The following is a 24,467-nucleotide window of genomic DNA, read 5'->3' as shown; positions in this document are numbered from 1 at the left end:
CTTCAGGTCAGTGAATGTTGGCGGCCAATTCGGCGTCTTCGTCGCCCAATATGTCCTTGTCGTGATAGCGGCCGGCGCTCAGCTCGCCCTCCCTCATTTCCAGCCAGCTGCGCCAGAAGAAAACGTAGGCCTGCGCAAAGGCGGTCGCCACGAAGAGCAGGATCAAGATCTTGAACAGGAAGTATGCGTCGAAACCGTTTGGACTGAACCCGATTGTCTCCACATTCCAGCGCATCGCGCGGGACTTGAGCAACAACCGGTCCAAACCATCCGACGCGGACGTGGCGGGTGTAATCAAGCTGCGCCAAAGGAAGAACCAGCTATAGAGCCAGATCAGGATAAGGGCGGGCATCATGAACACGATGCTGCCAACCATGTCGATGATCCGCTTAGTGCGATGTCCAACGGCGGAATAGACGAGATCGACGCGCACGTGCCCGCCCTGGATGAAGGTCCAGGCCACGCAAAGGCAAACGATGATCGCATTGTAGAGCTTAAGCTCTTCCGAATACCACGACAGATCACGGGTGAAGACGGTGCCGAAGGGGCCGGCGCTAATTTCCGAAACGCGGAAAATGCGTTGCAGGAAGACGATAAGTATTTGCTGCATCACCATAAGAAAACCGGCCCAGGCGGCGATCCGGCCCGTCCAGTTCAGCACAAATTCCGACCCGCGCACGACGCCCCACCCAAAGCCACGAGACAGGCCAATGCCGATCGTGACCGCCGCCAGAGTAGTGAAAATGACGAAGAACAGCTCCTCGCTGGCCCCGTAGTACACAAAGCGCATGACCGCTTCCTTGTCGCTCCAATCGAGCCACATGGACGGGTGCGAGACGGCGTAGAAGACGTTGTAGAACGCCTCCAGAACATTACCGATCAGATAGCCCAACGCCCCCAGAAGACCGGACACTAAGCCCATAGCCTCGGCTTCGGTGCCTTCGGGCACGGGGGAATTACCCTGAAGTTTTTCAAGAAACGCCTGCAGCCCGTTTTCATAGGGCCAGAGCGGTGCGGCTTCGTTTTCCATGGATACCCCCCGGTATCGCGACCCTCAGGTCCGCGTCTGACCCGACCGGCGCAAAGCCGGACGGGTCGGTTATTTCGTCGATTTAAGTCGACCGGCTACACGCTTTTAGGCGTCGACCTGGCCGCACCGCAAGCGCCGGGAAAGGGACCACGGCCCCTTCCCCAAGCGCTTTACCCCATCACGCGGTCGCGTTGGGCGCGGTAAGCCCCTTCCGAACGAGTGAGCCAGTTTGACGAAGCGCGCATGCTTTCCGTCGCCGAGTTGTGGACCTTGGCGAACAGTTCATCGTACATGTTCTCTTCGGTGACAGCCATGGACGCCGCCCCCATCGCATCCCAGACGCTCTCCGGGAACTCGGCCAGCTGAACACCACCGGCCTGCAGACGCTGCAGCGCGGTACCGTTGTTGGTGAGGAATTGCGCTAGGTTCCACTGGTGCCCTTCGCCGGAAGCGATCTCGATCATCTTCTGATGCGCCGGCGACAGGTCCTCGAACACGTCGCGGTTCGTGGCGACCGAAAGACCGGCACCCGGCTCGTGGAAACCAGCGGTGTAGTAGGTCTTGGTGATCTCTTGGAAACCAGCCTTCTCGTCCGCCCAGGGGCCAATCCACTCTGTGCCGTCGATCGCACCCGAGGCAAGCGCCTGGTAGACTTCGGAGCCCGGCAGGTTTTGGACCGAGGCACCCATCTTGCCCAGTGCCTGGCCGCCAAGACCCGGCATGCGGAACTTCAGACCCTGGAAATCCTCGGGGCCGGAAACGGGGTTACGGAACCAGCCACCGGCCTGCGCGCCGGTGTTGCCGCCCAGGAAAGACTTCAGGCCGAATATCGAACCCAACTCGTCATGGAGTTCCATGCCACCGGCGTGGTAGTACCAGTTGGCCAGTTCTTGCGCCGTCATGCCGAAGGGCACTGCGGTGAAGTAGGCATAGGCCGGATGCTGGCCCACGAAGTAGTAATCGGCACCGTGGTACATGTCGGCCTGGCCGGACGTGACGGCGTCGAAAACCTCGAATGCGCCGACCAGTTCGCCGGCGGCCTTCAAATCGACGGTCAGGTCGCCATCGGACATGGCGGTGATGCTGTCGGCGACGCGCTGCGCGCTGTCGTGCACACCGGCCAGGCCGCGGCCCCAGGTGGTTACCATGGTCAGAGTGCGCTTGCCCTGCGCGTAAGCGGGCGCGGCCAGAGCGGCGGCACCAACGGTGGCGGCACCACCAAGTGTGGAATTCTTAAGGAATGAACGACGGTCCATTAAACCCTCCCATATATTCTGTATCGCCCACCCTCCCGGTGAAGCGACATGCCCCTTGCGAAGCGTGGCCGGACGATAGGGGCGGTGGCGGCGGTGTCAAATACCGGAAAACCCGTAGACGGCAGCAGACCCGACTGCGACGGCGGCGATGTACGGGACCGGCTGTTGCATTTGTCACGACGCGATATTTCCTAGGAAGTCGGGTAAATATGCTAGAATGACTTGTCCCGGACGATCACGAGCGGGGGGGGATGGACGCGGACCGACCGCGTCCAGATATTTAGAATTGTACAATGTTTGCTCGCGTCACACCCTACCGGATGAAACTAGGCCGCAGCGACGAAGATCGCGGATTCCCTTCGCGACAAGATCATGGCCCTGCCGGGCCAGCAGATGTTTCTCAACGTCTTCAACGATGACACTGGAACCGGCTACGTTGTCTCGACCACGGACATCGGAGAAGTCACCGATGAGACGAGCGCCAAGGTCAAGGCGCTCTGGTCCGCGTTCTCCGAATACCTGCTGGATGACCCGACCCCGCAGACAGACGACGTGATGCAGAACTGGTCCAAGTAACAGGCGCTCGGATCCTTTACGCTTTTCGAAGGCGCGCGACGCGGTTCGGCTCCATGCCACTGCCGGGGCCGGGGCGGCATTTGCGTCTGACCTTCGGGACAGCCCAGTTGCCCCTGCGCCGCGTCTGCGCTTAGGTCAGGCATGCGTCTGCTCCGCCCCTCGTATGGCCAATCGCTTTTCCTGCTGGCCACGCTGCCGCTGATCCTTGCGATCAGCGCGATTGCGATTCTGGTCGCCGTCCAATCGGAACGGACCGCGCGGCAGGAAATTGCGGCGCTGGAACAGACGATGATCGACGCCAAACGTCGCGAGCTGCGCAATTACCTGCAACTGGCGCGAACCTCCTTCATCACGATCTACGGCAACGCGGCCCCCGACGACGAGGCTGCCAAGCTGCGGGTCACGCAGATTCTTTCGGCGATGGTCTATGGCACCGATGGGTTCTTTTTCGTCTACGATTACGACGGCAACAACCTGGTGGCACCGCGCCAAACCTGGCTGATCGGACGCAACTGGTCGGGTATGACGGACGCCAACGGCACCTCCGTCACCGACACGCTTATCGACCAGGCGCGGCAAGGCACCGGCTACCACAGCTTCGAATGGCGCAAGCCATCTACGGGTCAGGAAGCGACGATCCTGACCTACGTCATCGGCTTGCAGGATTGGCAATGGGCCATCGGCACAGGCGTCTGGCTCGACGATGTGCTGGCCCAGGGGGACGCCGCGCGCACCGACGTGCGCAGCCGCGTGACCGAGCAGTTTCGCTGGATCGGGGCTATCGCCCTCGGGGCGCTGCTGTTGGTCTTTGCAAGCGGGTTTCTTATCACCGTCCGCGAACGCCGTCTGGCCGATGCCAAGCTGAAGCAACTGACGCAGCGCGTTCTGGACACACAGGAGGAAGAACGCGGTCGCATCGCGCGCGAGCTTCACGATTCCATCAGCCAGATGCTGGTCGGCGTCCGCTACAAACTGGAATTGGCGCGCCGCATGACCGCGATAGGCGACTCCAAGGCCGAAGCGGCTGTCGATGGCGCGATCACCGGATTGCAGGGTGCCCTTGGCGAAGTGCGCCGCATCAGTCACGATCTTCGCCCCGGTGTGTTGGACGACCTCGGTCTTGGCCCAGCACTGAAATCGCTCTGCGAAGCCTTCGAAGCGCGCACCGGACTGACCGTGAAGTTCCAGACAGTCGTCTTCCGCAATCGGCTGGACATCGACGCCAAGACCGCGCTTTTCCGCATCGCTCAAGAGGCATTGACCAATATCGAGCGCCACGCCGGGGCCAGCACCGTTTCAGTCCGAGTGTTCGGCCACCGGCACGGGGCCACCTTGCGCATCGAAGACGACGGCCGCGGCATACCCGAAGAGGCGGTCGGCACCGGTATGGGCCTGCGCAACATGGCAGAACGGATTGAGCAGTTGGACGGCACCCTGACCGTCAAGGCCGGTCCCGCCGGGCGCGGCACGATTATCGAGGCCAGCGTCCCCCTGACCCACCTGCTGATGCCCGGCACGAAGTCCGGCGGCCCGACCCTGCCGCAGGCCGCCGAATAGCTCTTCGGCCTTCCATGCAGGTCCACGCATGAAACTCTGTCCCGATTGAGAAAGACGCCCCGCAGGGAGTCGGCCCGTCTACGATGCCCAAGCGGATCTTGAGCATCCGTCTGCTCAACTGGCGAACGCGGCTTGGGAGTACTCCACGTCCAAGTGCGCGTACCTGGTTTCCAAATTCGGGTAATCCAATTCGGCTCAACTCGACTTGGAAATTTCCGGCCGCCCGCTGTGACGCCGTGGAATCCGAAGGCCTCTCAAAGAATTTCGGCGCACAAAGGAAACCGTGTCCCCGAAACGACGATCATTGAATCCGTCGTCCTTGGTCGAACCCTGATCCGCGTGGCTGAATGCACGCCGTCGGCACACGGGGGATAGCGGGGTGATCCCCTTGCCCCAGCGCACGTGCTCGCCTATCCCGAACGCATGTCATCCCGAGGCACACAGGCGCGGAGCGGTTTCATGGCTATCATTCGCGTTATGATCGTCGACGATCACCCAATGGTGGCCGATGGCATCCGCGCGCTTCTTGAAACCTACGATGATCTGACCGTGGTCGGAACTGTCAGCAACGGGCGCGCCGCTATCGAACAAGCCGCCGAACTGGACCCTGACGTGATCCTTCTGGATCTAAACATGCCCGAAATGAACGGCCTTGCCGCGACTGAAATCCTGCGGGACGCCCTTCCGCAGATTGCGATCCTGATCCTGTCGATGCACGATTCCCCCGAATACGTGGCCACGGCACTGCGCCACGGGGCCAATGGATATTGCCTCAAAGACCAGCCGACCGAGGAGATTCGTCGCGCCATCGACACCGTCATGGCCGGCGAGCGCTATCTCTGCCCCGGAGCCGAAACCACCCTTGTGCCGACCGCTGACGGATCGGAACCGCTGACGTCTCGTGAACAGACGATCCTGCTGCTGCTGGCGCAGGGGCAATCGAACAAGCAGGTTGCGGGTGAGCTGGATATTTCGGTCCGTACGGTCGAGACGCACCGCAAGAACCTTAAGCGCAAGCTGGGCATCGCTACTACCGCCGGCCTGACGCGCTACGCGATGGAACATGGTGTGCTCCAAGGCACGGGCCTGAGGCCTTAAACTCGCCGCATAAGCGCTCGAGAACGCCTAGCTGCGGCCCATGATGATGCGAACGTAATTCCGGGTCTCGCGGTAGGGCGGGATGCCACCGTGCCGTTCGACCGCTCCGGGGCCCGCATTGTACGCGGCCAGGGCAAGGCGCCAGCTGCCGAATGTGCGGTATTGCATCGCCAAATAGCGTGCCCCCCCGTCCAAATTCTGCGCGGGGTTGCGCGGGTCGACACCCAGACCGCGCGCGGTGCCCGGCATCAACTGCGCCAGTCCCATCGCGCCCTTGTGCGATCGTGCATTCGGGTTCCAGCCCGACTCCTGCCGCACCAGACGTAGGAATAGGTCTTCCGGAACGCCATTGCGCCGGGCAGCCGCGCGGGCGGTATCGATCCAGGCTGATCGCTGGCTGCCGTCGTATCGCGGGATTGTCTCGGCCCCGGGCACGCGGACGGGCGTGGGGGCCGTGGGGATCAGGCGTTTGGAATGGGCGTATTGCGATGCCAAACGGTTGTCGATCAGCGCGGTCTGGTTGGAGAAGAGGTCATTGCGGGACCGGGTGGAAAGGGTCTGCGCCTCCGCGGCGGTCACTCCAAAGAATATCACCGAAGTGACGGCGATCGTGGCAAAACGAAACACATAAACCCCCTGACTGTCCCAAGTCGGCCCGTCGCCCCTGTAGCCGGATGCGTTCGAGCATTCCGACCCTAGCGCAATCTTGCCTTGAATGAAAGCCTTCGACCCACCGCAATCCTCCGGGGGCAATGGACCTTTAGACTTAACGGTGGTCAAAAGGCGGGGTTTAGATTCGATCAGACGGGGGACAGCGGCATGGCCGGAAGCGTGAACAAGGTGATCATCATCGGCAACCTGGGGCGTGATCCCGAAGTGCGCAGCTTCGCGAACGGGGGCAAGGTCTGCAACCTGCGGATCGCCACATCCGAAACGTGGCGCGACAAGGCCAGCGGGGAGCGCAAAGAGAAGACGGAGTGGCACAGCGTGGCCATCTTCTCCGAAGGTTTGGTTCGGATCGCGGAGCAATATCTAAGGAAAGGCTCCAAGGTGTATATCGAGGGGCAGCTGGAAACCCGCAAATGGCAGGACCAGTCGGGGCAGGACAAGTATTCGACGGAAGTCGTCCTGCGGAACTTCGGAAGCACGCTCACCATGCTAGATGGCCGCAACGAGGGCGGCGGCGGTAGGGATGGCGGCTATGGCGGTGGCGGCGGTTACGATGACCGTGGCGGAAATCAGGGTGGTGGCAACCAGGGCGGCGGAAATCACGGCGGCGGCTACGGCGGCGGGTCATCTGACATGGACGACGAAATTCCGTTCTGATCCCCGATCAAGTCACGACAACAGCGGCCTCCGATCCGGGGGCCGTTTTGCTTTCCAGCACCAGTGCTTCATGAATATGCGAATAGCCGACCTGCCACATCGACACAGCCCCGAGCGATTGCAGCGACGCGACGCGCCCGCTACCCGTGATCGCGCAAGTTTCAGAGGTCCCTCATGTCCACGTTCAACCCCCATCTCGTCGCCACCTTCCCGCCCCCGGTGATGGAGGCACGCCGCTGGATCGAGGGGGCGACCTTCCCAGCGGAGCGCCCGCTGCTGAATCTCAGCCAGGCGGCCCCCGCCGATCCGCCGCCCGAACCGATGCGCCGGGCCATGGCCGAGATCGTGCTGACCGAACCGGCGGCGCATATGTACGGTGCCGTGCTTGGCCTGCCCGAGCTGCGCGCCCGTGTCGCCGACGACTGGGCCAAGGACTACGGCGGACAGGTCAACGCCGATCAGGTTGCGATCACGTCGGGGTGTAATCAGGCCTTCTCGGCCGCCGTCTCCACCCTGGCGCGGGACGGGGACAATGTGATCCTGCCGATCCCATATTACTTTAATCACAAAATGTGGCTCGACATGAACGGGATCGAAGCGCGCACCGTTGATACCGACGACAGCCTGCTGCCTGACCCGCAGGCGGCAGCACACCTGATCGACGGGCGCACCCGCGCCATCGTCCTGGTCAGCCCGAACAATCCGGGCGGGGTCGAATATCCGCCTGCGCTGCTGGCCGAATTCCGCGACCTGTGCCGGGCGCGGAATATCGCCCTGATCGTGGACGAGACCTACCGCGATTTCCATGCCGTCGACGGCGCACCGCATGACCTGTTTTCCGACCCCGACTGGGGCGACACGCTGATACAGCTCTACTCGTTCTCCAAGGCGTACCGCCTGACGGGACATCGCGTCGGCGCAATCGTCGCCTCGCCGCAGCGGCTGGCCGAGGTGGAGAAATGGCTCGATTCGGTCGCGATTTGCCCAACTGGATTGGGACAACGCGCTGCCCTCTGGGGAATGGAGAATCTGGGCGACTGGCTGGCGGGGGAACGACAGGAAATCCTGCGCCGCCGAGCCGCGATGGACGCAGGCTTCGCAGGGCGAAACGACTGGGGGCTTCTGGGCTGCGGGGCCTATTTCGCGTACACTTCGCACCCCTTCGACATGCCCTCCGACCAAGTCGCCAAGGCGCTGGTCGAACGCGCGTCACTCCTGGTGCTGCCGGGCACAATGTTCGGCCCCCTGCGCACGCAGGGCGGAACCGGGCGCGCCGAAGCCACGCTTCGTATCGCCTTTGCCAATGCCGATCTGCCTGGAATCGCCACCCTGTTCGAGCGCTTGGACGAGGTGACGCGATCCGGCCTCTGACGCTGCCTTCGGGGCAGCGCGCCGCACCTGCTTGCCCCTGCCCCGCGCCCGCCCTATCAACGGCTCGATGAATTCGGGGGGCAGCCAGATGGCCGAAGAAACACGCCGCAGGAAGAAGAAGACGAACGCCATTGTCTGGGTGATCCTCGGCCTGCTGATCCTGGCAATGGGCGGCTTTGGTGTTGGCGGCTTCGGCAGCAGCCTATCGACCGTCGCCAGTGTCGGTGATCGCGATATTACGGTTCAGGAATACGCAGATGCGATCCAGGCAGAGCAAGCCCGCGTCGGTCAGCAATTCGGCCAACGCCTGACGATGTCCCAGATGCAGGCCCTCGGCCTTGATCGCCGCGTGATGGAGCGCCTGCTTGCCGACGCCGCGCTGAAGGAGGAGGCCGACCGCGTGGGTCTGTCCATCGGCGACGCCGAGATCGCCCGCCGTATCCGCGAAAACCCTGCCTTTGGCGGCGTCTCCGGCGGGTTTGACCGGGAGGGATATGCCTTTGCCCTCGACCGCGCAGGCCTGACGGAACGCGCTTACGAAGAGCAGATCCGCGACGAAATTGCGCGCGAACTGCTCCAGGCCGCCGTCGTCGGCGGCACCGAGGCCCCCGCCGTCTATGTCGATACGCTGACCCGCTATGTCGCTGAAACCCGCGACGTGACCCTCACCCCGGTCACCGTTGCCGACCTGCCCGGCGGCGCGCTGGCTCCGACACAGGACCAGATCCAGAAATTCTACGACGAGAACCCCACACTTTTCGAGACACCGGAGTTGCGCCAGATCACCTACGCGTGGGTCACCCCGGACCAGATCGTCGAGACAATCGAGATCGACGACGCACAACTGCGCCAAGCCTATGAAGACCGCATTGACGACTACAGCCAGCCCGCTCGTGTTCTGGCCGAACGTCTGGCATTTGCCGATAACGCCGCAGCCGAGGCCGCCCTTGCCGCGATCGAGGCAAACGAGACGACTTTCGATGCTTTCGTGGAGGAACGTGGCCTTACGCTGGACGATTTGGACCAAGGCGAAATCGCCCGATCGGACGTGGACAAGACAATTGCCGACGCGCTCTTCGCTCTGGAAGAGCCCGGCATCGTCGGACCCTTGGAAACTTCGCTGGGCCCGGCCCTCTACCGCGTGAACGCCATCCTGAATGCGACCGAAGTGCCGTTCGAAGATGCACGCGATGACCTGGCCGCAGAAGTCGGCATCGATACCGCGCGCCGTCGAATCGACGCCGAACGCGAAATGATGGACGACCTGCTTGCCGGTGGTGCTACGCTGGAGGAATTGGCCGCCGAGACCGACATGACCGTCGACACCATCCGCTGGGACGCAGGGAGCACCGAACAGGGAGCGGACATCGCCGCCTATGACGCATTTCGAAGCTTCGCCCGCACGGCGCAGATCGGCGATTTTCCCACGTTGGAAACCCTGTCCGACGGCGGGCTGTTCGCCCTTCGCCTGGACGAGATCATCGCGCCAACCGTGCCACCCCTTGCCGAGGTGCAGGCCGAGGTCGAGGCCGCTTGGCGTACGCAGACCCTCACGCGACAGCTGACCGAACGCGCTGCCGCGATTGCCGAGAATGACGCCCTTGCCGCAGCCGCGCAATCCGAAGCAATCACCAGACTGGCCCGTGATGCCACGTTGGAGGGCACGCCCGCATCGCTGGTGCGCGAAATCTTCGAGGCCGAGGAAGGCACGACCCTTGCGGTCGAGGGCGACGATCAGCGCGCCTACATCGTCAGCATTGACGCCGTGAATGTGCCCGACCTCGACGCGGGCCAGGCCGCAGACGTCCGCGCTGCCGTTGAACAGCAGGCCGGCAACGGCATCGCCGCCGACATCTTCGATGGTTATGGTCAGGCAATCCGCAACTCCGCGGGCTTCACGGTGAACCAGCAGGCCGTGCAACAGATCCAGGTTCAGTTGGGCGGGGCCGGCTGATGATCGCGCCCGACTTCTCCGCCTTCCAAGCGGCGTTCGACCAGGGCGAGAACCAAGTGCTCTGGATCCGCCTGCCCGCCGACCTCGACACACCGGTGTCCCTGATGCTCAAGCTGGCTGAGGCTCAGCCGCACTCCTTCGTGCTGGAATCTGTCACAGGGGGCGAGGTGCGGGGCCGCTATTCCATCGTCGGCATGAAACCCGACCTGATCTGGGAATGCCACGGCACCACCAGCCGCGTGAACCGCGCTGCACGCTATGACCCGAGCTCTTGGGAAGACGCAGGTGCGCCGCTCGACGCGATCCGGGCGCTGCTCGACGAATCCCGCATCGCGCTGCCCGACGGCCTGCCCGCCGCCAGCGCGGGCCTGTTTGGCTATCTGGGCTACGACATGATCCGGTTGGTTGAACACCTGCCCGACGTGAATCCCGACAAGTTGGAGCTGCCCGATGCGGTGCTGATGCGGCCCTCGGTCGTCGCGGTCCTTGACGGGGTGAAGGGCGAGGTGATTCTGGTCGCGCCGAGCTGGCGCGCCGGGGCAACTACTGCCCGCGCCGCCTACGCGCAGGCCGCCGAACGCTTGCAGGACGCGCTGGCCGCGCTCAGCCGCGCGGTGCCCACGCCGCACGACATGGCAGAGCCGTTCGACCTGTCTGAACCTGTGTCGAACTTCACTAAGGACGACTACAAAAAGGCCGTAGAGATCGCGCGGGACTACATAACCGCCGGCGATATCTTTCAAGTCGTGCCGTCCCAACGCTGGACCTACGATTTTCCGTTGCCACCCTTTTCGCTCTACCGCGCGCTGCGCCGCACCAATCCGTCGCCGTTCATGTTCCACTTCGACATGGGCGATTTTCAGATCGTCGGGGCCAGCCCCGAAATCCTTGTCCGCGTATTCGGCAACGAAGTGACCATCCGCCCGATCGCGGGTACCCGCCCGCGCGGCAAGACCCCGGCCGAAGATCTCGCGCTGGAGGAGGACCTGCTGTCGGACAAGAAGGAACTGGCCGAACACCTGATGCTGCTCGACTTGGGGCGCAACGATACGGCCAAGGTATCCCGCATCGGCACCGTGCGCCCGACCGAAAAATTCGTGATCGAACGCTACAGCCACGTCATGCATATCGTGTCGAACGTCGTCGGTGAGCTTTCGGCGGACCACGACGCGCTGTCGGCCCTGTTGTCCGGTCTGCCCGCAGGCACGGTGTCCGGGGCCCCCAAAGTCCGCGCGATGGAAATCATCGACGAACTGGAACCGGAAAAGCGCGGCGTCTATGGCGGTGGCGTCGGCTACTTCTCAGCCGGTGGCGACATGGACATGTGCATCGCGCTCCGCACCGGCGTGGTGAAGGACGGCAAGCTCTACGTTCAGGCGGGCGGTGGCGTGGTCTACGACAGCGACCCCGAGGCCGAGTGGCAGGAAACCGTCAACAAATCCCGCGCCCTGAAGATGGCCGCGCAGGAGGCGGGCCGCTTCGTCACACAGGGCAACCGCTAACCCGCCTTCCTTGCTTTATAAATACTCCACGGGGGTCCGGGGCTGTGAGACCCCCGGACCTCTCCGCCAGTTCCGTCATTTTCGCGACAGCACGCGATCCAACGCATTCTTGAAAGCAGCGCGGTCTTTCGAGCCAAACGGGGCCTGTCCCCCGCCCTGCCCGCCGGTCATGCCCTCCATCCCCGGACGAAGTTCGTGCATCAGGTTGCGGCTGGCGACCGTCTCCCCGATCGAGGTTTCAGTGTATTCCCGTCCTCGCGGGTCCAATGCCGCCCCGCCGGACTTCAGTACTCTTTCGGCCAACAGGATATCGGCGGTGATCGTGACCGACCCGGGCCTTGCCACTTCAGCGATAGCGTCGTCGGCGGCGTCGAACTTGTCGCCTGCCGCGAATATTTTGACGAGCGGATGCTCGGTCAGGCGAAGGTAGGTTGCGGCAACAAAAATCGCCTGAATGTTCCGACGAAGCGCCGCCTCGATGATTTCGGATTTAACCGGACAGGCGTCGGCGTCGATCAGGATCAGGTTGATGCGGGTCATGCGAAGTGTGTCTCGTCAAAGGGCACGGTCAGAGTTTCGACCCCGGTTTGAAGGCGCAGCGCACCGGGGGCAAGCACCACGCCGCTGATGCGATGACACCCCGCTATCCGCACGATCGCATGTGGGATGACATGGCGACCGGGCGGCAGGGCCGTCGGCACACCGTCGGCTGCGACCCGATTGTCGGACAAGGCGGCGGCGAACCCCTCGGCCCCGGCGCAGATCGCGCCCTCGACCCCGATCAGCCCACGCGCGTTCCGCCACATCCCCCCGCGCGCACCATCTGAAAACCAGAGGTTTGTAACAGGAAGCTGATCCGTCTGCCGCAGCGTGACGATTGTGTCGCCTTCTGCCAGTCGCGCCAGCGCGGTCCAGCCCAGTCCCGTCGCACCGGTCAGCGTTGCAAAGTCTTCGTGTGGCCCCGTGGGGATTTCCGTCGGCAGCTTTGTCAGACGCCGTCCCTGAAGCAGAAACGGCGCTTCGGCGTCGAACGTCAGGATTGCCCGTGCGTTCGCACTCAGCCACGCGCCGGCAGCGGCATGGATGATGGGGTGGTGCGCAAAGGTGCAACGCCGGTCGAGGTCCAGCGTATGCGTCTGATAAAGAACCGGGTGATCGTGCCTCACGGCAATCCGCGCAGTCAGATGTCCCCGCCCGATCCGCCGCGTTGCACTGACGCTGGACGGGCTGCTGCGCGTCACCTGCCACGGTGCGTTCGCCGCCAACCCATGCGGCGGGCCACCGTCCAGATCGTCCTGTCCGAAGGGCGCGCAGGTGAATGTGCCGCCCAGCCGCCGGTCAACCACCGGAATCGCCGTGTCCGACTGCACCGCCGGATCGTCGCGCCACGGGGCGGCCCAAAGGACGGATGCACCCCCGATCTCCAGCCGAGGCAAGTGACCGCAGCTTGCCTCCCACTCGGCCAGAATACCGCGCGCATGCAGGATCACGCCAGCGACCGCAGCCCCTGCGCCAGAACCATCGCATCCGACCCCATCGAAACGACCCGTGCCCCCGCCGCGATCCAGCGCTCGGGGTCGGCGGCGAAGATGCCCGGCGGAATACCGCACGCGGCAATACGGGCGATGGCATCTTCCAGAGCGGCATGAACTGCTGCGTCGTACGCATCCGTTCCCATATCGGCGGCAAGATCGGCGGGGCCGAGAAACACGCAGTCCACGCCCGGCACCGCGCAGATCGCCTCAAGGTTCTCCAGCGCGGTACGGCTTTCGGCCTGCACCCAGACCGACACCTCTGAATTCGCGCGCGCGACATAGCCGGGGTCCAGCGAGTACATTGCCGCCCGCGCCACGAACGCCCCCATACCGCGCACGCCCTCGGGCGGATAGCGACAGGCGGAGACGGCACGAACAGCATCTTCCGGGGTGTCGACCATGGGAACGAGGACCGTATTCGCGCCCAGGTCCAGCGCCTGCTTGAGCAGCCAATCCTCGTTCGCAGGCACGCGGACCACCGCGTCGGGAGCCGCGATCAGGCGGGCACGGATGTCGGCCACATCCCAACCACCGTGCTCACCGTCTATGCAGATCCAGTCGAATCCGGCCCGTGCCGCCAGTTCCGCCAGCTCCGGCCCCGGCAGGTTTTGCCATATGCCGCGCGTCACGGCACCGGCGAGAAGTTTGTGTCCAAGTGTGTTCATGGCGTCGGGCGTGCCACGGGCAGCCCAATGCAGGCAAGGTACCAAACAGGGCAACTATCCGTGCGGTTTTCCGCACATGGGCGCACCGCCCTGCCCCCTATCTTTTGTAACCCATTGTCGAAGCTCGAAATCGCAGAAACTCAATTCCGCGGTTGAACACCTTTGGGTGCCTGTTAGGATTTCGCAATGACGCGGGAAGGGAGTCCTGCGCACAGGGAGTACACATGATGAAGATTCTTACTACGGCGTCGGTCGCCGCGCTGACGCTTGCCTTCGCCACCGAGGCCATGGCCGTTGAATGGAATGCCTCACTCTGGGGCAAGCGCCGTGCGTTCACCGAGCATGTCGAAAAGCTGGCCGAGTTGGTTGCCGAACGGTCCGGCGGCGATTTCACCATTGCCGTGAGCTATGGCGGCCTGTCGAACAATACCGAAAACCTTGATGGCATCAGCATCGGCGCGTTCGAGATGGCGCAGTTCTGCGCAGGGTATCACCGTGACAAGAACCGCGCGATCACCGTTCTGGAGTTGCCGTTCCTGGGCGTCGAAAACCTGGATCAGGAAGTCGCCGTCAGCCACGCCGTCTATGACCACCCCGCCGTGGCCGCCGAAATGGCGCAGTGGAACGCGCAATTGCTGATGACCTCGCCCATGCCACAGTACAACCTGGTCGGCACCGGCGAACCCCGCGTCACCGTCGATAGCTTTGAGGGCATGCGCGTCCGCGCCACAGGCGGAATCGGTGCCATGTTTGAAAGCGTGGGGGCCGTTCCGACCTCCGTGACCTCATCCGAGGCATACAACGCGATGGAATCCGGCGTCGTCGACTCGGTTGCCTTCGCACAGCACGCGCACCTGTCGTTCGGCACGCTCGACATCGCGGACTGGTGGACCGCAAACCTGAACCCCGGCACAGTCAACTGCCCGGTCGTCGTCAATATCGACGCCTATAACGACCTGTCGGAAGAGCACCGTGCGATTCTGGATCAGGCCGTAGAAGATAGCATCGACTACTATCTTGAGAACTACGCGGCACTGCTCGAAGGCTGGGAGTCCACGCTGGTCGAGAAGGGCGTCGCTAAAGTATCGGTGGATCCCGCCGAGATCGCCAAGCTGGCCGAGGGCGCGCAGCCCATCCACCAGACCTGGATCGAAGAGGCCAATGCCAACGGTCTGCCGGGCCAGGAACTCTATGACTTGGCAATCGCCGAGATCGCAAAGGCCAAGGGACAGTAAGTCCCGCTCGGGCGGGACCAATACGGTCCCGCCCTTTCCAAAAGCAAGAAGAACGGGCGGCCCTGCGGGCGCGCCTCGGGGGTCAAGATGTCCACACCATCCTCCGTCCAGACGGACGACACAGTGCTGTCGCGGCTCGACCTGAGATTGCTGAAGGTCGAATCCTTCCTCAACCTTTTGTCGGGCATCACGATCTTTGCGCTTGTCGTTCTGGCGATCGCGAACGTCCTTTTGCGCAAATTTTTCAACGCGCCGGTGCCCGGATACATCGACTGGACTCAGACCTTCATGGCGATTTTCGCGTTTCTCGGTCTGGCCTATGTGCAGCGCGAGGGCGGACATATCCGCATGGACCTGTTGGTGGGCAAACTAAAGGGTCGGGTGCTCTGGGTGTTCGAATTCGTCTCAACCCTCTTCATGCTGCTGGTGGTGACCGCGCTGATCTACGGCACATGGTTTCACTTCCTGCGGTCGTTCAGCTTCGATGCCCCGAACTGGTCGACCGACAGCACGATCGACATCGCGCTTCCCATTTGGCCCGCGAAGCTGGCTGTTCCGATTGCCTTTGCATTGCTTTGGGTGCGGCTTGCACTCCAACTCTGGGCCTACGCGCGGGCCATCCGCACGGGCGAGGAAAAACCTGTCGCCGTCCCGCTCGTGGAAGACCCGGCTGAACAGGCCAACAAGGAAGCCGCGACCGTGGCGGGGGCAGATTGATGGATTCCATTATCGACATGAAGGCGCTGCTGGACGGCGTCGATGTTTTCACCACGTCCCTCTGGCTGTCGGGTCTGCTGCTGCTGCTTGTCATCATCGGCGTGCGCGTGGCATTTGCCGCCGCCTTCATCGGATTTCTTGGCCTCGCGCTCTTCTTCATGCAGAAACAGGGCTTTGATCGCGGCCTGATCACGGCGATGAAGACTGTTGGTCAGATCCCGCACTCCAAGGCCACGCAATACGCACTTTCGCTTATCCCGACGTTCATCCTGATCGGTTACTTGGCATATTATGCAGGCCTGACGCGTTACCTGTTCGAAATGGCGAAACGTTGGGTCGGCTGGGTGCCGGGCGGTCTGGGCGTGGCGACGGTCTTCGCGACCGCGGGCTTTGCCGCCGTATCGGGCGCATCGGTTGCGACGTCGGCAGTCTTCGCACGCATCGCCATCCCCGAGATGCTGCGTGAAGGGTATGACAAGCGTTTCGCTGCGGGCGTCGTGGCGGCCGGCGGCACGCTGGCATCTCTGATCCCGCCCTCGGCGATCCTGGTGATCTATGCGATCATCGTAGAGCAAAGCGTCGGCAAACTGCTGCTTGCAGGGTTCCTGCCGGGTATGGTCTCGGCACTGATCTATGGCCTTTTGGTTGTCGGCCTTGCCCGCTTGCGGCCTTCGCTGGGCCCCGCGGTCGGCGGCTATACGTGGAAGCAGCGGTTCGAATCCCTGCCTGGTGCGATGCCTATCTTCCTCGTGGTCTTCATCATCGTCTACTCGATCTACTTCGGCTGGGCGACGCCGACCGAAGCGGGCGCGTTGGGTGCCGGCGTCGTCCTTGTCATGGCCCTCTGGCAAGGGATGCGCTGGAAGCAGTTGCATGGCGCGCTGATGGAGGCCGCCAAGCTGACGGTCATGATCTTCGCGATGATCTGGGGCGTGCTTATCTACGTGCGCTACCTCGGCTTTGCCAAGCTACCCGAAGCCTTTGCCAATTTTATCACCGGTCTGGACTATCCGCCGTATGCAATCCTGCTGGCAATCCTGTTGGCCTATGTCGTGCTGGGCATGTTCATGGATGCGATTGGAATGCTCATCCTGACGCTGCCGGTCACGTTCCCGGCGGTGATGGCGCTGAACGGTGGCGTCGGGAACGAGCCGGGTTCTCTGGGCATGACGCAGGATGAGGCGGCGATCTGGTTCGGCATCATCGTCGTCAAGATGGCGGAGCTTTGTCTGATAACGCCGCCCATTGGCCTGAACTGCTTTGTTGTGGCGGGTGTGGCGCAGGATGCGAAGATGGATATCTCGGTGTCCGACGTGTTCCGCGGTGCCTCCCCCTTCTTCGTGGCGGATGTGATTACGGTCGCGGTGCTTGTGGCCTTTCCGGGGATCGTCCTTTTCCTGCCGGGATTGCTTTGATCGTTCGGTGGCCGGTCCGATCATGACCGGCCACTGGCTCCTACCGCTCTTTCAGGACAGACTCCTGCGGCCTTCTGGCGCAATAAATGCAAACTAATCTTGCCAATTGGGCAATTTTCTCCACACAGCCTGTTGACCCCCCCGCCTGACGCGGTATGGATGGTGACCTCTAAGGACACGGATATGAACACGCTTCTCGTAATTGTCGGAACAGGGTGCATGGGCTGAATATTCAGCAACCATAACGGTAACCATGTGCCCCCGGAGCTGAAACCTCCGGGGGTTTTTCGTGAAGGCGGGTCGAAAGAAGGATAGATGAGATGAGCAAACAGATGACCGGGGCGCAGATGGTGGTGAAAGCGCTGCGCGATCAGGGGGTCGACACGATCTTCGGGTATCCCGGCGGGGCAGTGCTGCCGATCTATGACGAGATCTTTCAGCAATCTGAGATCAAGCACATTCTTGTTCGTCACGAACAGGCAGCCGTCCACGCCGCCGAAGGGTATGCTCGCTCGACAGGCAAGCCCGGCGTGGCATTGGTGACCTCCGGCCCAGGCGCGACGAACGCCGTCACCGGCCTGACCGACGCGCTGATGGACAGCATTCCGATCGTCGTCCTGTCGGGTCAGGTGCCCACGTTCATGATCGGCTCCGATGCCTTTCAGGAGGCCGACACCGTTGGCATTACGCGCCCCTGCACCAAGCACAACTGGTTGGTGAAGGAAACGGATACGCTGTCCCCTGCCCTGCACGAAGCATTTCATGTCGCCACGTCAGGTCGCCCCGGCCCGGTTCTGATCGACATCCCCAAGGATATCCAATTTGCCACCGGCCATTATACCGGCCCCAAGCAGATCGAGACCTCGCACTACCAACCCCGCCTCAAGGGCGACCCGGAGGCCATCGAACAGTTGGTCGACCTGATCGAACGTGCCGAGCGTCCGGTGTTCTATACCGGCGGCGGCGTGATCAATTCCGGCCCTGCAGCCAGCCAGTTGTTGCGCGAACTGGTGGACGCGACCGGCTTCCCGATCACCTCGACACTGATGGGTCTGGGCAGCTATCCTGCGTCCGGATCCAAGTGGCTGGGCATGTTGGGGATGCACGGCCTCTACGAGGCGAACATGGCGATGCACGGGTGCGACCTGATGATCAACATCGGCGCGCGCTTCGACGACCGCATCACCGGCGTGTTGGCCGAGTTCAGCCCCAAGTCGACCAAGGTCCACATCGATATCGATCCGTCGTCCATAAACAAGGTGGTCAAGGCCGATGTCCCGATCCTGGGCGACGTCGGACACGTGCTGGAAGACGCGTTGCGCCTCTGGAAGGCGCGCGGGCGCAAGACCAATGCCGGGGCCATCCAGAAATGGTGGGGCCAGATCGAGAGTTGGCGCGCGGTCGATTGCTTGAAATTCAAGCAGGAAGGCAAAATCATCAAGCCGCAGTACGCGCTGTCGCGACTGGAGGCGCTGACCAAGGATCACGACCGCTACATCTGCACCGAGGTAGGTCAGCATCAGATGTGGGCCGCGCAATACCTCGGGTTCGAGGATCCGAACCGCTGGATGACGTCCGGCGGTCTCGGGACGATGGGCTATGGCTTCCCCGCGTCTATCGGCACACAGGTCGCGCACCCCGACGCGCTGGTCATAAATGTCGCCGGAGAGGCGTCGTGGCTGATGAACATGCAGGAGATGGGCACCGCCGCGCAGTACCGCCTTCCGGTCAAGCAGTTCATCCTCAACAACGAGCGTCTGGGCATGGTCCGTCAGTGGCAGGAGCTTCTGCATGGAGAGCGTTACTCCCATAGCTGGTCCGAGTCGCTGCCCGATTTCGTCATGCTGGCCGAGGCATTTGGGGCCAAGGGTATCCGCTGCTCCGACCCCGACGACCTGGACGAGGCGATCAAGGAAATGTTGGCCTATGACGGCCCCGTGGTCTTTGACTGCCTGGTGGAAAAGCATGAAAACTGCTTCCCCATGATCCCCTCGGGCAAGGCACACAACGACATGCTGCTGGGCGATGCCGACACCCAAGGCGTTATCGACGCCAAAGGGTCGGTTCTGGTCTGATCGCGATCCCATGACTATTCGACGGGCGCGCTTCGGTGCGCCCGTTTTGGCTTGCTGATCGGCGCATCAAATGGTCAGTAGGCGCACAAAGGATCCGCCCATGCCAAGCCCCGAGTTTCTGGCAGTGATTGCCATCACCTGCCTCGCCGTCATCTCGCCCGGCCCCGATTTTATCGTTACATCCCGCAATACGCTGGTCGCGGGCCGGATCACCGGACTGGCCACGGCGTTTGGTGTCGGATTTGGCCTGACGGTCCACGTCGCGGCGGCGATCATCGGCGTGGGCGTGTTGCTTACCGGCTCGGCCATGGCCTTTACCGTGGCCAAAACCCTTGGCGGTGCCTACCTTATCTGGCTCGGCATCCGCACATTTCGCGGCGCAACCAACGACATCCCCGAAGGGGGGCGAACAGCCATGACCCCGGTACAGGGCATGTTCTGGGGCTTTGTGACCAACGCGACGAACCCCAAGACGGCGATTTTCGTGGTCTCTTTGTTTCTGACCGTCATCTCGCCCGGTACACCGCTCATGACGCAGTTGGGGTATGGTGTCTTTATCGCGATGGCCCATGTCATCTGGTTCGCAACGGTCGCGCTGCTGCTCTCGGCCCCGGCGGTCCGCGCCGGTCTTTTGTCGGTGAAGAAATCGATGGAGCGGGCCTTCGGCGCGGCACTCGTCTTTTTCGGCGGTGCTCTCCTGACCGGATCGCGCTGACGCGAATGCAAAGCCGTGCCTGACGCTAATGCGCCAGCAGCCCGTCTTTCGCTAGGTCCGCTTTGACCCTTGCGATCTCTGCCGGTTCGATCCTGCCCGATCCGTTGTCGTCATAGCGGTTGAACAACAACGCGTTGAACTCCAACTCGTCCACGCCGCCATCGGCGTTCAGATCCATGTTGACGTACTCACCCACAAACCAGGGGCCATTCTGCCACTCGGACGCATCCAGCATAGCGTCACCGTTCCGGTCAAAGATGCGAAACGTCCCTAATTTGCCGAAACCATCGAAGAATTCATCGGGGTTCAGCCGCGCATCGGCGTCCAAGTCCCAATTGGCCTGCGCCGTAGCGAAGGTCGCGGTGGCAACCGTCAAGGCAGCGAACACCAGGGCCGATCGTATCATGGACTCTCCTTTCATAGGTCTGCTCCGCGCGGCCACCGTCGGCACTACGGAGCCCCTGCCTGACCGGGAGAACGCTTCGGGACCAGCGCCAGCGACCCGTTTCTGCCGTTCCGGATTGCCTCCGCCGAGCGACCGGCAAATCCGCGCCGAAAGATCGGCGGATCGCCGTCCCCCCGGCTTGCACCGGCCAGAGGTCGCCGATGTGCGCACCTTGTTGCCGATGCTTTCCATCGCGCGCAAAACACGTCAGAACGGGGCAACTGTATTGGGGAGGGACGGATGTCCGCGCTGAAACTCAAGAAGGGCTCTACAAGCCATTCCGCCTACAACCTGCGCCCGAATTTCTCGGACGTTCAGGAACGGCACACTCTGGCCGTTCTGGTCGAAAACGAAGCGGGCGTTCTTGCGCGTGTGATCGGCCTTTTTTCTGGTCGGGGCTACAATATCGAAAGCCTGACAGTCGCCGAAGTCGACCACGAGGGGCACACCTCGCGCATTACGGTCGTCACCGTCGGCACGCCGCAAGTGATCGAACAGATCAAGGCGCAGTTGGGCCGGATCGTATCGGTCCGCGACGTCCACGACCTGACAGTCGAAGGCAAACCAGTGGAACGCGAACTGGCGCTCTTCAAGGTCGCAGGAACCGGGGACAAGCGGATCGAGGCCCTGCGCCTAGCCGAGATTTTCCGCGCCAACGTTGTGGACTCGACGCTGGACAGCTTCGTCTTCGAGATCACCGGCGACGTCGGCAAAATCGAGGCCTTCGCCGAACTGATGCGTCCAATTGGTCTGATCGAGATGGCGCGCACCGGCGTCGCCGCCCTTTCGCGCGGATCGGAGTGACCTCAATTCCCCCGCAGCACCTCAGGAATCAAACCGCGCCCTGAGTGCCGCGTTCACCGGCGGCGTCACGAAGGAAGACACATCCCCCCCTAGCCGAGCGATTTCCTTGACCAATTTGGACGCGATCGCCTGATGCTGGGCTTCGGCCATCAGGAAGACTGTTTCTATCTGATTGTTCAGAACACGGTTCATTCCGACCATCTGGTATTCGTACTCGAAATCGGCCACCGCGCGCAGGCCACGGATGATCATCTGCGCACCGACGTCTTGCGCACAGTCAATCAGCAGATTCTCGAACGGATGGGCCACGATCTCGGTGCCGGTCCGTTCAGACCAGAAGGCGCATTCGGCCTCCACCATGGCCACCCGCTCCTCCAAGTCGAACAAGGGACCTTTGTCCCGGTTGATGGCGACACCGATAACCAGCTTGTCGACCAGCGTGCAGGCCCGCTTGATGATGTCGATATGGCCCTTTGTGATCGGATCAAAGGTGCCGGGGTAAAGGGCCGTGCGCATAGAACGCCTCCCGCAAGAAAGTTGCGCCACGACTGCCACGGCCCGCGCCGGGGTTCAAGCGCGCTGCGTAAGTCCGCGTCTTGCCCGCGGCTCCTGCTCCTGACGAAAAGCGCGCGATGACCGACATTCCGCAGGGGCACAGCCGACCCGGTTGCATCTTCGAACGCGTTTGGCGGCGGTAAGGTTTCGCCAGATCACCCAAGGCAAGCAAACCGGGGGTCGCCGCAGCGCGCAGCACAGGATTGGTCACAGAGGCTTCGCACCGTTCCGCGGCTTTCATTACCCTACGAGATGCAGCGCACCGAACAGGTCGGGCGCGTCGTCAAAACCCGGTTATCATGGCTTGCAACGCGTCCTTTTCCATCGAAACCTCGCTCAACCGGGCCTTGACCACGTCACCAAGGGAAATCATCCCGATCAGCAGCCCGTCTTCTTCGACCGGCATGTGACGGAAGCGGCCTTCGGTCATGGCCTCCAAAATAGCTTGGGCGTCATCGCCCGGTGCGCAGGTCTTCAGATCGCGCGTCATCATATCACCGACGGTGCGTGTCAGGATATCCGCGCCGTCACGCCCCAATTCCCGTACAATATCGCGTTCCGACAAGATGCCCTGCGCGCGACGTCCGTCACCGCTGACGACCAACGCACCGATGCGACGTGCGGCCAATTCGGCCACCGCGTCGGCGATACTGGCGGCTGGATCGATTGTAAGGACACCCTGCGTCTGCTTGGATTTAAGTATCTGTGTGACGAACATGATAGACCTCCCTTGATCGCTGCCGTCCTCAAAAGGTCGTCCCGCAAGCCCCCTCGAGTCAAGAAATTCCGTAACCAAGCGACACTCATGTGGCTTTCCGGCAGGTGTTGCGAATGGACCAATTGACCAATTCCGATCTTGCCGTTCTGGGTGGGCTGCGCCGGAAATTTCACGCGCACCCCGAAGTATCGGGAGACGAATGCCGCACTGGCACTCGCATCTCGCAGGCTCTCACCACCATTGGCGCGGACGCGATCTTGCCGGCCTGCCCCCAAGATTGAGCTTTCGCGCTGCACAACGAACCGGGCATCCCGCGCGGCGTCGCCTAGGTGCCGATCGGACTTGCCAGCACGCCATCAGTCAGGTTGCGGCTGGCCTTCACGGGGGTCGAGGCCCGCCCCGAGCGCGCCTCGGAGGATTTCGGCCCTTTCGGCCACGATCGCCCTGCGGCGATGCTCCTCCTAGGGGCGGGTCCGGCCCGACTCTGAAATATCCCGGCTGCGATTCTAGCGACGACCTGATCCCGCCACGTGTGGCCCTGTTGCTGAGCGCCGCGCGCCGCCGTCACGGGATGAGCCGCCCTTGCAAAGCCTGTGCCGGGCGATTGATGCATCGCGCCTCCGCTGCCTGTGCCGTGGTCGCGGACAGGATCAGCCAATCGCCGGGCGTCGTGGGGCGCGGCCAGTCGTAGACGCTTTCGACCATCGCCCGGTGGACGGCGGCATAAGGTTCGGCATCGTTCACCAGCAAACGCTGCTCCATCCGTGATTGCCCGCGCCAGCGTCCGTCGACCACCGCCTGCGACAGGGCCACGTAATCCACGCAACGCGGACCGAAGCGGATTACCTCAGGTTCCGGCTGAAACCAGGCACAACCGGGCAGCATCAGGATCAGAAAAAGCGCGCGCGTCATACCGTATGTCTGCGCCCGAAAGGTTAGGATTCCGTTGCCGCCGCCTCTAGTCGGGCCACTTCGGCGCGCACCCCTTCAGCCAACAGGTCAGCGGCGCGCGTGATCAGCGGCCCGCCCGCGTCCGAATGACGGCTGAGGTGAAATGCGCGGGTAAGACGGACGTCGCCCGGCAGTACGCGGATGAGGTCGGGCGCGCCCGCCAGCATGAAGTCATGCACCACGCCGATGCCGCCGCCCGCCCGGATCAGCCCCAGTTGCACGGCAGCCGAATTGGAGGCGAGGCCCGGTGCGACAGCCCCCACCTCACCCAGATAATCGAGGTCGGCGTCGAAGATCATGTCCGGGATATAGCCAACGATCGCGTGATCCTTAAGGTCTGCGCGCGATTTCACGATTGCAGATTTGGCAAGGTAATCACGGTGCGCGGCTAGGCTCAGGTGATAATCGCAAAGCCGCCGCACCCGCAGTCGTCCGGCCTTTGGTGCGCTGACGGTGATGGCAAGGTCCGCCTCCCGGCGGCCCAAGTCGAACACGCGCGGCAGAGCCACGAGGTCCAGGCCAAGGTCCGGGTTCGACGCGCGGATACGTGTCAGGACCGCAGGCAGAACGTGGTTTGCCACCCCGTCGGGCGCACCGATGCGCACACGGCCCCGCAGGCTGTCATCACCGGCTAACGCCGCGACGCCTGCCCGCGCCCGCGCCTCCATTCCCTCGGCATGGGGCAGCAAGCGATGTCCCGCTTCGGTCAGCGCATAGCCACGCGGTGACTTCAGGAACAGCACGGCCCCGGCCTGCGCCTCAAGTCGGGCGATCCTGCGGCTGAGCGTCGCGGGATCCAAACGCAGGCCCTTCCCCGCCTCGGCCAGCGATCCACCGCGCGCAACGCCAAGGAAAATCCGCAGGTCATCCCAGTCCACTTCCCACTCCATGCCAACATTTCTGCAAGATCACCCTGCCCGCCTGCCCCTGTCGCGGCAAGAGCAGGAGCGCTATTGTCCGCCCAACT

The 24,467-nt window shown here is 62.8% G+C and carries 25 protein-coding genes; 14 read left to right on the top strand and 11 right to left on the bottom strand.

The annotated features are described in order from the left end of the window. Positions 1-7: 7 nt before the first annotated feature. Both BLV27_RS12875 and BLV27_RS12870 read right to left on the bottom strand, forming a co-directional pair. Positions 8-1,030 carry a TRAP transporter small permease subunit gene (locus tag BLV27_RS12875; RefSeq protein ID WP_092646623.1) on the bottom strand — a complete coding sequence of 341 codons (1,023 nt, stop codon included), beginning with the start codon at positions 1,028-1,030 and terminating at the stop codon, positions 8-10. Between the two features lie 170 nt (positions 1,031-1,200). After that, entirely contained in the window at positions 1,201-2,286 is a 1,086-nt protein-coding gene (locus BLV27_RS12870; protein WP_092646621.1) for a TRAP transporter substrate-binding protein, read from the bottom strand. Between the two features lie 372 nt (positions 2,287-2,658). Here BLV27_RS12870 and BLV27_RS12865 point away from each other — a divergent pair, with 372 nt between their 5' ends. The 3 genes from BLV27_RS12865 (at position 2,659) to BLV27_RS12855 (ending at position 5,517) form a co-directional block, all read left to right on the top strand. Next, positions 2,659-2,862 (top strand): hypothetical protein, encoded by a 204-nt coding sequence (locus BLV27_RS12865; RefSeq protein ID WP_092646619.1) that lies wholly within the window; start codon positions 2,659-2,661, stop codon positions 2,860-2,862. A 141-nt stretch (positions 2,863-3,003) separates the two neighbouring features. Continuing rightward, positions 3,004-4,419: a cache domain-containing protein gene (locus BLV27_RS12860; protein WP_092646617.1), complete on the top strand. Its 1,416-nt coding sequence runs from the start codon at positions 3,004-3,006 to the stop codon at positions 4,417-4,419. A gap of 459 nt (positions 4,420-4,878) precedes the next feature. Beyond that, entirely contained in the window at positions 4,879-5,517 is a 639-nt protein-coding gene (locus BLV27_RS12855) for a response regulator (RefSeq protein ID WP_092646615.1), read from the top strand. 27 nt (positions 5,518-5,544) lie between these two features. On the opposite strand, the gene BLV27_RS12850 is transcribed toward BLV27_RS12855, so the two are convergent. Further along, complete coding sequence (locus tag BLV27_RS12850) at positions 5,545-6,144, bottom strand: lytic transglycosylase domain-containing protein (RefSeq protein ID WP_092646613.1); 600 nt, start codon at positions 6,142-6,144, stop codon at positions 5,545-5,547. Between the two features lie 192 nt (positions 6,145-6,336). On the opposite strand from BLV27_RS12850, the gene ssb reads away from it, so the two are divergent. The 4 genes from ssb to trpE all read left to right on the top strand — a co-directional run bounded on the left by ssb (position 6,337) and on the right by trpE (position 11,670). Continuing rightward, entirely contained in the window at positions 6,337-6,843 is a 507-nt protein-coding gene (gene ssb, locus BLV27_RS12845; RefSeq protein ID WP_092646611.1) for a single-stranded DNA-binding protein, read from the top strand. A gap of 174 nt (positions 6,844-7,017) precedes the next feature. After that, a complete protein-coding gene (locus BLV27_RS12840; protein ID WP_092646609.1) occupies positions 7,018-8,214 on the top strand; it encodes an aminotransferase in 1,197 nt (398 codons plus the stop codon). A gap of 67 nt (positions 8,215-8,281) precedes the next feature. Beyond that, positions 8,282-10,168: a peptidylprolyl isomerase gene (locus BLV27_RS12835; protein ID WP_092646607.1), complete on the top strand. Its 1,887-nt coding sequence runs from the start codon at positions 8,282-8,284 to the stop codon at positions 10,166-10,168. Beyond that, entirely contained in the window at positions 10,168-11,670 is a 1,503-nt protein-coding gene (gene trpE, locus BLV27_RS12830; RefSeq protein ID WP_244504656.1) for an anthranilate synthase component I, read from the top strand. Before BLV27_RS12835 ends, trpE begins: the two co-directional genes overlap by 1 nt. A 75-nt stretch (positions 11,671-11,745) precedes the next feature. Here trpE and BLV27_RS12825 read toward each other — a convergent pair whose 3' ends face one another. From BLV27_RS12825 to BLV27_RS12815, 3 genes are read right to left on the bottom strand one after another with little or no spacing between them, the layout of a single operon-like run. Beyond that, positions 11,746-12,210, bottom strand: coding sequence for a YaiI/YqxD family protein (locus BLV27_RS12825; RefSeq protein WP_092646603.1), 465 nt, complete (start codon positions 12,208-12,210; stop codon positions 11,746-11,748). Then, positions 12,207-13,160, bottom strand: coding sequence for an aldose epimerase family protein (locus BLV27_RS12820; RefSeq protein ID WP_092646601.1), 954 nt, complete (start codon positions 13,158-13,160; stop codon positions 12,207-12,209). The genes BLV27_RS12825 and BLV27_RS12820 overlap by 4 nt, the downstream gene beginning before the upstream one ends. Then, positions 13,157-13,870, bottom strand: a complete 714-nt coding sequence (locus tag BLV27_RS12815; protein WP_092646737.1) for an HpcH/HpaI aldolase family protein — start codon at positions 13,868-13,870, stop codon at positions 13,157-13,159. The genes BLV27_RS12820 and BLV27_RS12815 overlap by 4 nt, the downstream gene beginning before the upstream one ends. A 224-nt stretch (positions 13,871-14,094) precedes the next feature. Between BLV27_RS12815 and BLV27_RS12810 the strand changes: the two genes are divergently transcribed. The 5 genes from BLV27_RS12810 to BLV27_RS12790 all read left to right on the top strand — a co-directional run bounded on the left by BLV27_RS12810 (position 14,095) and on the right by BLV27_RS12790 (position 20,027). Next, positions 14,095-15,105: a C4-dicarboxylate TRAP transporter substrate-binding protein gene (locus tag BLV27_RS12810; protein WP_092646599.1), complete on the top strand. Its 1,011-nt coding sequence runs from the start codon at positions 14,095-14,097 to the stop codon at positions 15,103-15,105. 87 nt (positions 15,106-15,192) lie between these two features. Beyond that, positions 15,193-15,822 carry a TRAP transporter small permease subunit gene (locus tag BLV27_RS12805; RefSeq protein WP_092646597.1) on the top strand — a complete coding sequence of 210 codons (630 nt, stop codon included), beginning with the start codon at positions 15,193-15,195 and terminating at the stop codon, positions 15,820-15,822. Next, positions 15,822-17,237: a TRAP transporter large permease gene (locus BLV27_RS12800; protein ID WP_092646595.1), complete on the top strand. Its 1,416-nt coding sequence runs from the start codon at positions 15,822-15,824 to the stop codon at positions 17,235-17,237. The genes BLV27_RS12805 and BLV27_RS12800 overlap by 1 nt, the downstream gene beginning before the upstream one ends. A 320-nt stretch (positions 17,238-17,557) precedes the next feature. Further along, positions 17,558-19,312: an acetolactate synthase 3 large subunit gene (locus BLV27_RS12795; protein ID WP_092646593.1), complete on the top strand. Its 1,755-nt coding sequence runs from the start codon at positions 17,558-17,560 to the stop codon at positions 19,310-19,312. Between the two features lie 100 nt (positions 19,313-19,412). Continuing rightward, positions 19,413-20,027, top strand: coding sequence for a LysE family translocator (locus BLV27_RS12790; protein ID WP_092646591.1), 615 nt, complete (start codon positions 19,413-19,415; stop codon positions 20,025-20,027). 25 nt (positions 20,028-20,052) lie between these two features. Here the strand turns inward: BLV27_RS12790 and BLV27_RS19385 are convergent, their stop codons facing one another. Then, on the bottom strand, positions 20,053-20,433 hold the full coding sequence (locus BLV27_RS19385) for an EF-hand domain-containing protein (RefSeq protein WP_092646588.1): 381 nt from the start codon (positions 20,431-20,433) through the stop codon (positions 20,053-20,055). Between the two features lie 279 nt (positions 20,434-20,712). Here BLV27_RS19385 and ilvN point away from each other — a divergent pair, with 279 nt between their 5' ends. Beyond that, on the top strand, positions 20,713-21,276 hold the full coding sequence (gene ilvN / locus BLV27_RS12780; RefSeq protein WP_092646586.1) for an acetolactate synthase small subunit: 564 nt from the start codon (positions 20,713-20,715) through the stop codon (positions 21,274-21,276). Positions 21,277-21,297: 21 nt separating this feature from the next. On the opposite strand, the gene coaD is transcribed toward ilvN, so the two are convergent. After that, positions 21,298-21,792, bottom strand: a complete 495-nt coding sequence (gene coaD, locus BLV27_RS12775) for a pantetheine-phosphate adenylyltransferase (protein WP_092646584.1) — start codon at positions 21,790-21,792, stop codon at positions 21,298-21,300. 322 nt (positions 21,793-22,114) lie between these two features. Further along, on the bottom strand, positions 22,115-22,549 hold the full coding sequence (locus tag BLV27_RS12770; RefSeq protein WP_092646582.1) for a CBS domain-containing protein: 435 nt from the start codon (positions 22,547-22,549) through the stop codon (positions 22,115-22,117). A gap of 113 nt (positions 22,550-22,662) precedes the next feature. Here BLV27_RS12770 and BLV27_RS19380 point away from each other — a divergent pair, with 113 nt between their 5' ends. After that, the gene (locus BLV27_RS19380; protein WP_170831447.1) at positions 22,663-22,830 is read left to right on the top strand and encodes a hypothetical protein; all 168 of its coding nucleotides are present in this window, start codon (positions 22,663-22,665) and stop codon (positions 22,828-22,830) included. A 283-nt stretch (positions 22,831-23,113) separates the two neighbouring features. On the opposite strand, the gene BLV27_RS19375 is transcribed toward BLV27_RS19380, so the two are convergent. Together BLV27_RS19375 and BLV27_RS12760 are read right to left on the bottom strand one after the other, a co-directional pair. Further along, a complete protein-coding gene (locus BLV27_RS19375; protein WP_092646580.1) occupies positions 23,114-23,461 on the bottom strand; it encodes a hypothetical protein in 348 nt (115 codons plus the stop codon). Positions 23,462-23,484: 23 nt separating this feature from the next. Beyond that, positions 23,485-24,390: a LysR family transcriptional regulator gene (locus BLV27_RS12760; RefSeq protein WP_244504655.1), complete on the bottom strand. Its 906-nt coding sequence runs from the start codon at positions 24,388-24,390 to the stop codon at positions 23,485-23,487. Positions 24,391-24,467: the final 77 nt, after the last annotated feature.

Origin of the sequence: Jannaschia faecimaris, assembly GCF_900107415.1 — a bacterium.
Taxonomy (GTDB): Bacteria; Pseudomonadota; Alphaproteobacteria; order Rhodobacterales; family Rhodobacteraceae; genus Jannaschia; species Jannaschia faecimaris.
The sequence above is the reverse complement of the archived record's forward strand: the minus strand, read 5'-3'. Positions and strand labels throughout refer to the sequence as shown.

Excerpts from the sequence above, each read along its gene's own strand:
- BLV27_RS12795 (WP_092646593.1), top strand. The coding sequence starts at position 17,558 with ATGAGCAAACAGATGACCGGGGCGCAGATGGTGGTGAAAGCGCTGCGC.
- trpE (WP_244504656.1), top strand. The coding sequence starts at position 10,168 with ATGATCGCGCCCGACTTCTCCGCCTTCCAAGCGGCGTTCGACCAGGGC.
- ssb (WP_092646611.1), top strand. The coding sequence starts at position 6,337 with ATGGCCGGAAGCGTGAACAAGGTGATCATCATCGGCAACCTGGGGCGT.
- BLV27_RS12875 (WP_092646623.1), bottom strand. The coding sequence starts at position 1,030 with ATGGAAAACGAAGCCGCACCGCTCTGGCCCTATGAAAACGGGCTGCAG.
- BLV27_RS12790 (WP_092646591.1), top strand. The coding sequence starts at position 19,413 with ATGCCAAGCCCCGAGTTTCTGGCAGTGATTGCCATCACCTGCCTCGCC.
- BLV27_RS12840 (WP_092646609.1), top strand. The coding sequence starts at position 7,018 with ATGTCCACGTTCAACCCCCATCTCGTCGCCACCTTCCCGCCCCCGGTG.
- BLV27_RS19375 (WP_092646580.1), bottom strand. The coding sequence starts at position 23,461 with ATGACGCGCGCGCTTTTTCTGATCCTGATGCTGCCCGGTTGTGCCTGG.
- BLV27_RS12800 (WP_092646595.1), top strand. The coding sequence starts at position 15,822 with ATGGATTCCATTATCGACATGAAGGCGCTGCTGGACGGCGTCGATGTT.
- BLV27_RS12805 (WP_092646597.1), top strand. The coding sequence starts at position 15,193 with ATGTCCACACCATCCTCCGTCCAGACGGACGACACAGTGCTGTCGCGG.
- BLV27_RS19385 (WP_092646588.1), bottom strand. The coding sequence starts at position 20,433 with ATGATACGATCGGCCCTGGTGTTCGCTGCCTTGACGGTTGCCACCGCG.
- BLV27_RS12855 (WP_092646615.1), top strand. The coding sequence starts at position 4,879 with ATGGCTATCATTCGCGTTATGATCGTCGACGATCACCCAATGGTGGCC.
- BLV27_RS12835 (WP_092646607.1), top strand. The coding sequence starts at position 8,282 with ATGAATTCGGGGGGCAGCCAGATGGCCGAAGAAACACGCCGCAGGAAG.
- BLV27_RS12860 (WP_092646617.1), top strand. The coding sequence starts at position 3,004 with ATGCGTCTGCTCCGCCCCTCGTATGGCCAATCGCTTTTCCTGCTGGCC.
- BLV27_RS12815 (WP_092646737.1), bottom strand. The coding sequence starts at position 13,870 with ATGAACACACTTGGACACAAACTTCTCGCCGGTGCCGTGACGCGCGGC.
- BLV27_RS12810 (WP_092646599.1), top strand. The coding sequence starts at position 14,095 with ATGATGAAGATTCTTACTACGGCGTCGGTCGCCGCGCTGACGCTTGCC.
- coaD (WP_092646584.1), bottom strand. The coding sequence starts at position 21,792 with ATGCGCACGGCCCTTTACCCCGGCACCTTTGATCCGATCACAAAGGGC.
- BLV27_RS12825 (WP_092646603.1), bottom strand. The coding sequence starts at position 12,210 with ATGACCCGCATCAACCTGATCCTGATCGACGCCGACGCCTGTCCGGTT.
- BLV27_RS12865 (WP_092646619.1), top strand. The coding sequence starts at position 2,659 with ATGGCCCTGCCGGGCCAGCAGATGTTTCTCAACGTCTTCAACGATGAC.
- BLV27_RS12760 (WP_244504655.1), bottom strand. The coding sequence starts at position 24,390 with ATGGAGTGGGAAGTGGACTGGGATGACCTGCGGATTTTCCTTGGCGTT.
- BLV27_RS12770 (WP_092646582.1), bottom strand. The coding sequence starts at position 22,549 with ATGTTCGTCACACAGATACTTAAATCCAAGCAGACGCAGGGTGTCCTT.
- ilvN (WP_092646586.1), top strand. The coding sequence starts at position 20,713 with ATGTCCGCGCTGAAACTCAAGAAGGGCTCTACAAGCCATTCCGCCTAC.
- BLV27_RS12870 (WP_092646621.1), bottom strand. The coding sequence starts at position 2,286 with ATGGACCGTCGTTCATTCCTTAAGAATTCCACACTTGGTGGTGCCGCC.
- BLV27_RS19380 (WP_170831447.1), top strand. The coding sequence starts at position 22,663 with ATGGACCAATTGACCAATTCCGATCTTGCCGTTCTGGGTGGGCTGCGC.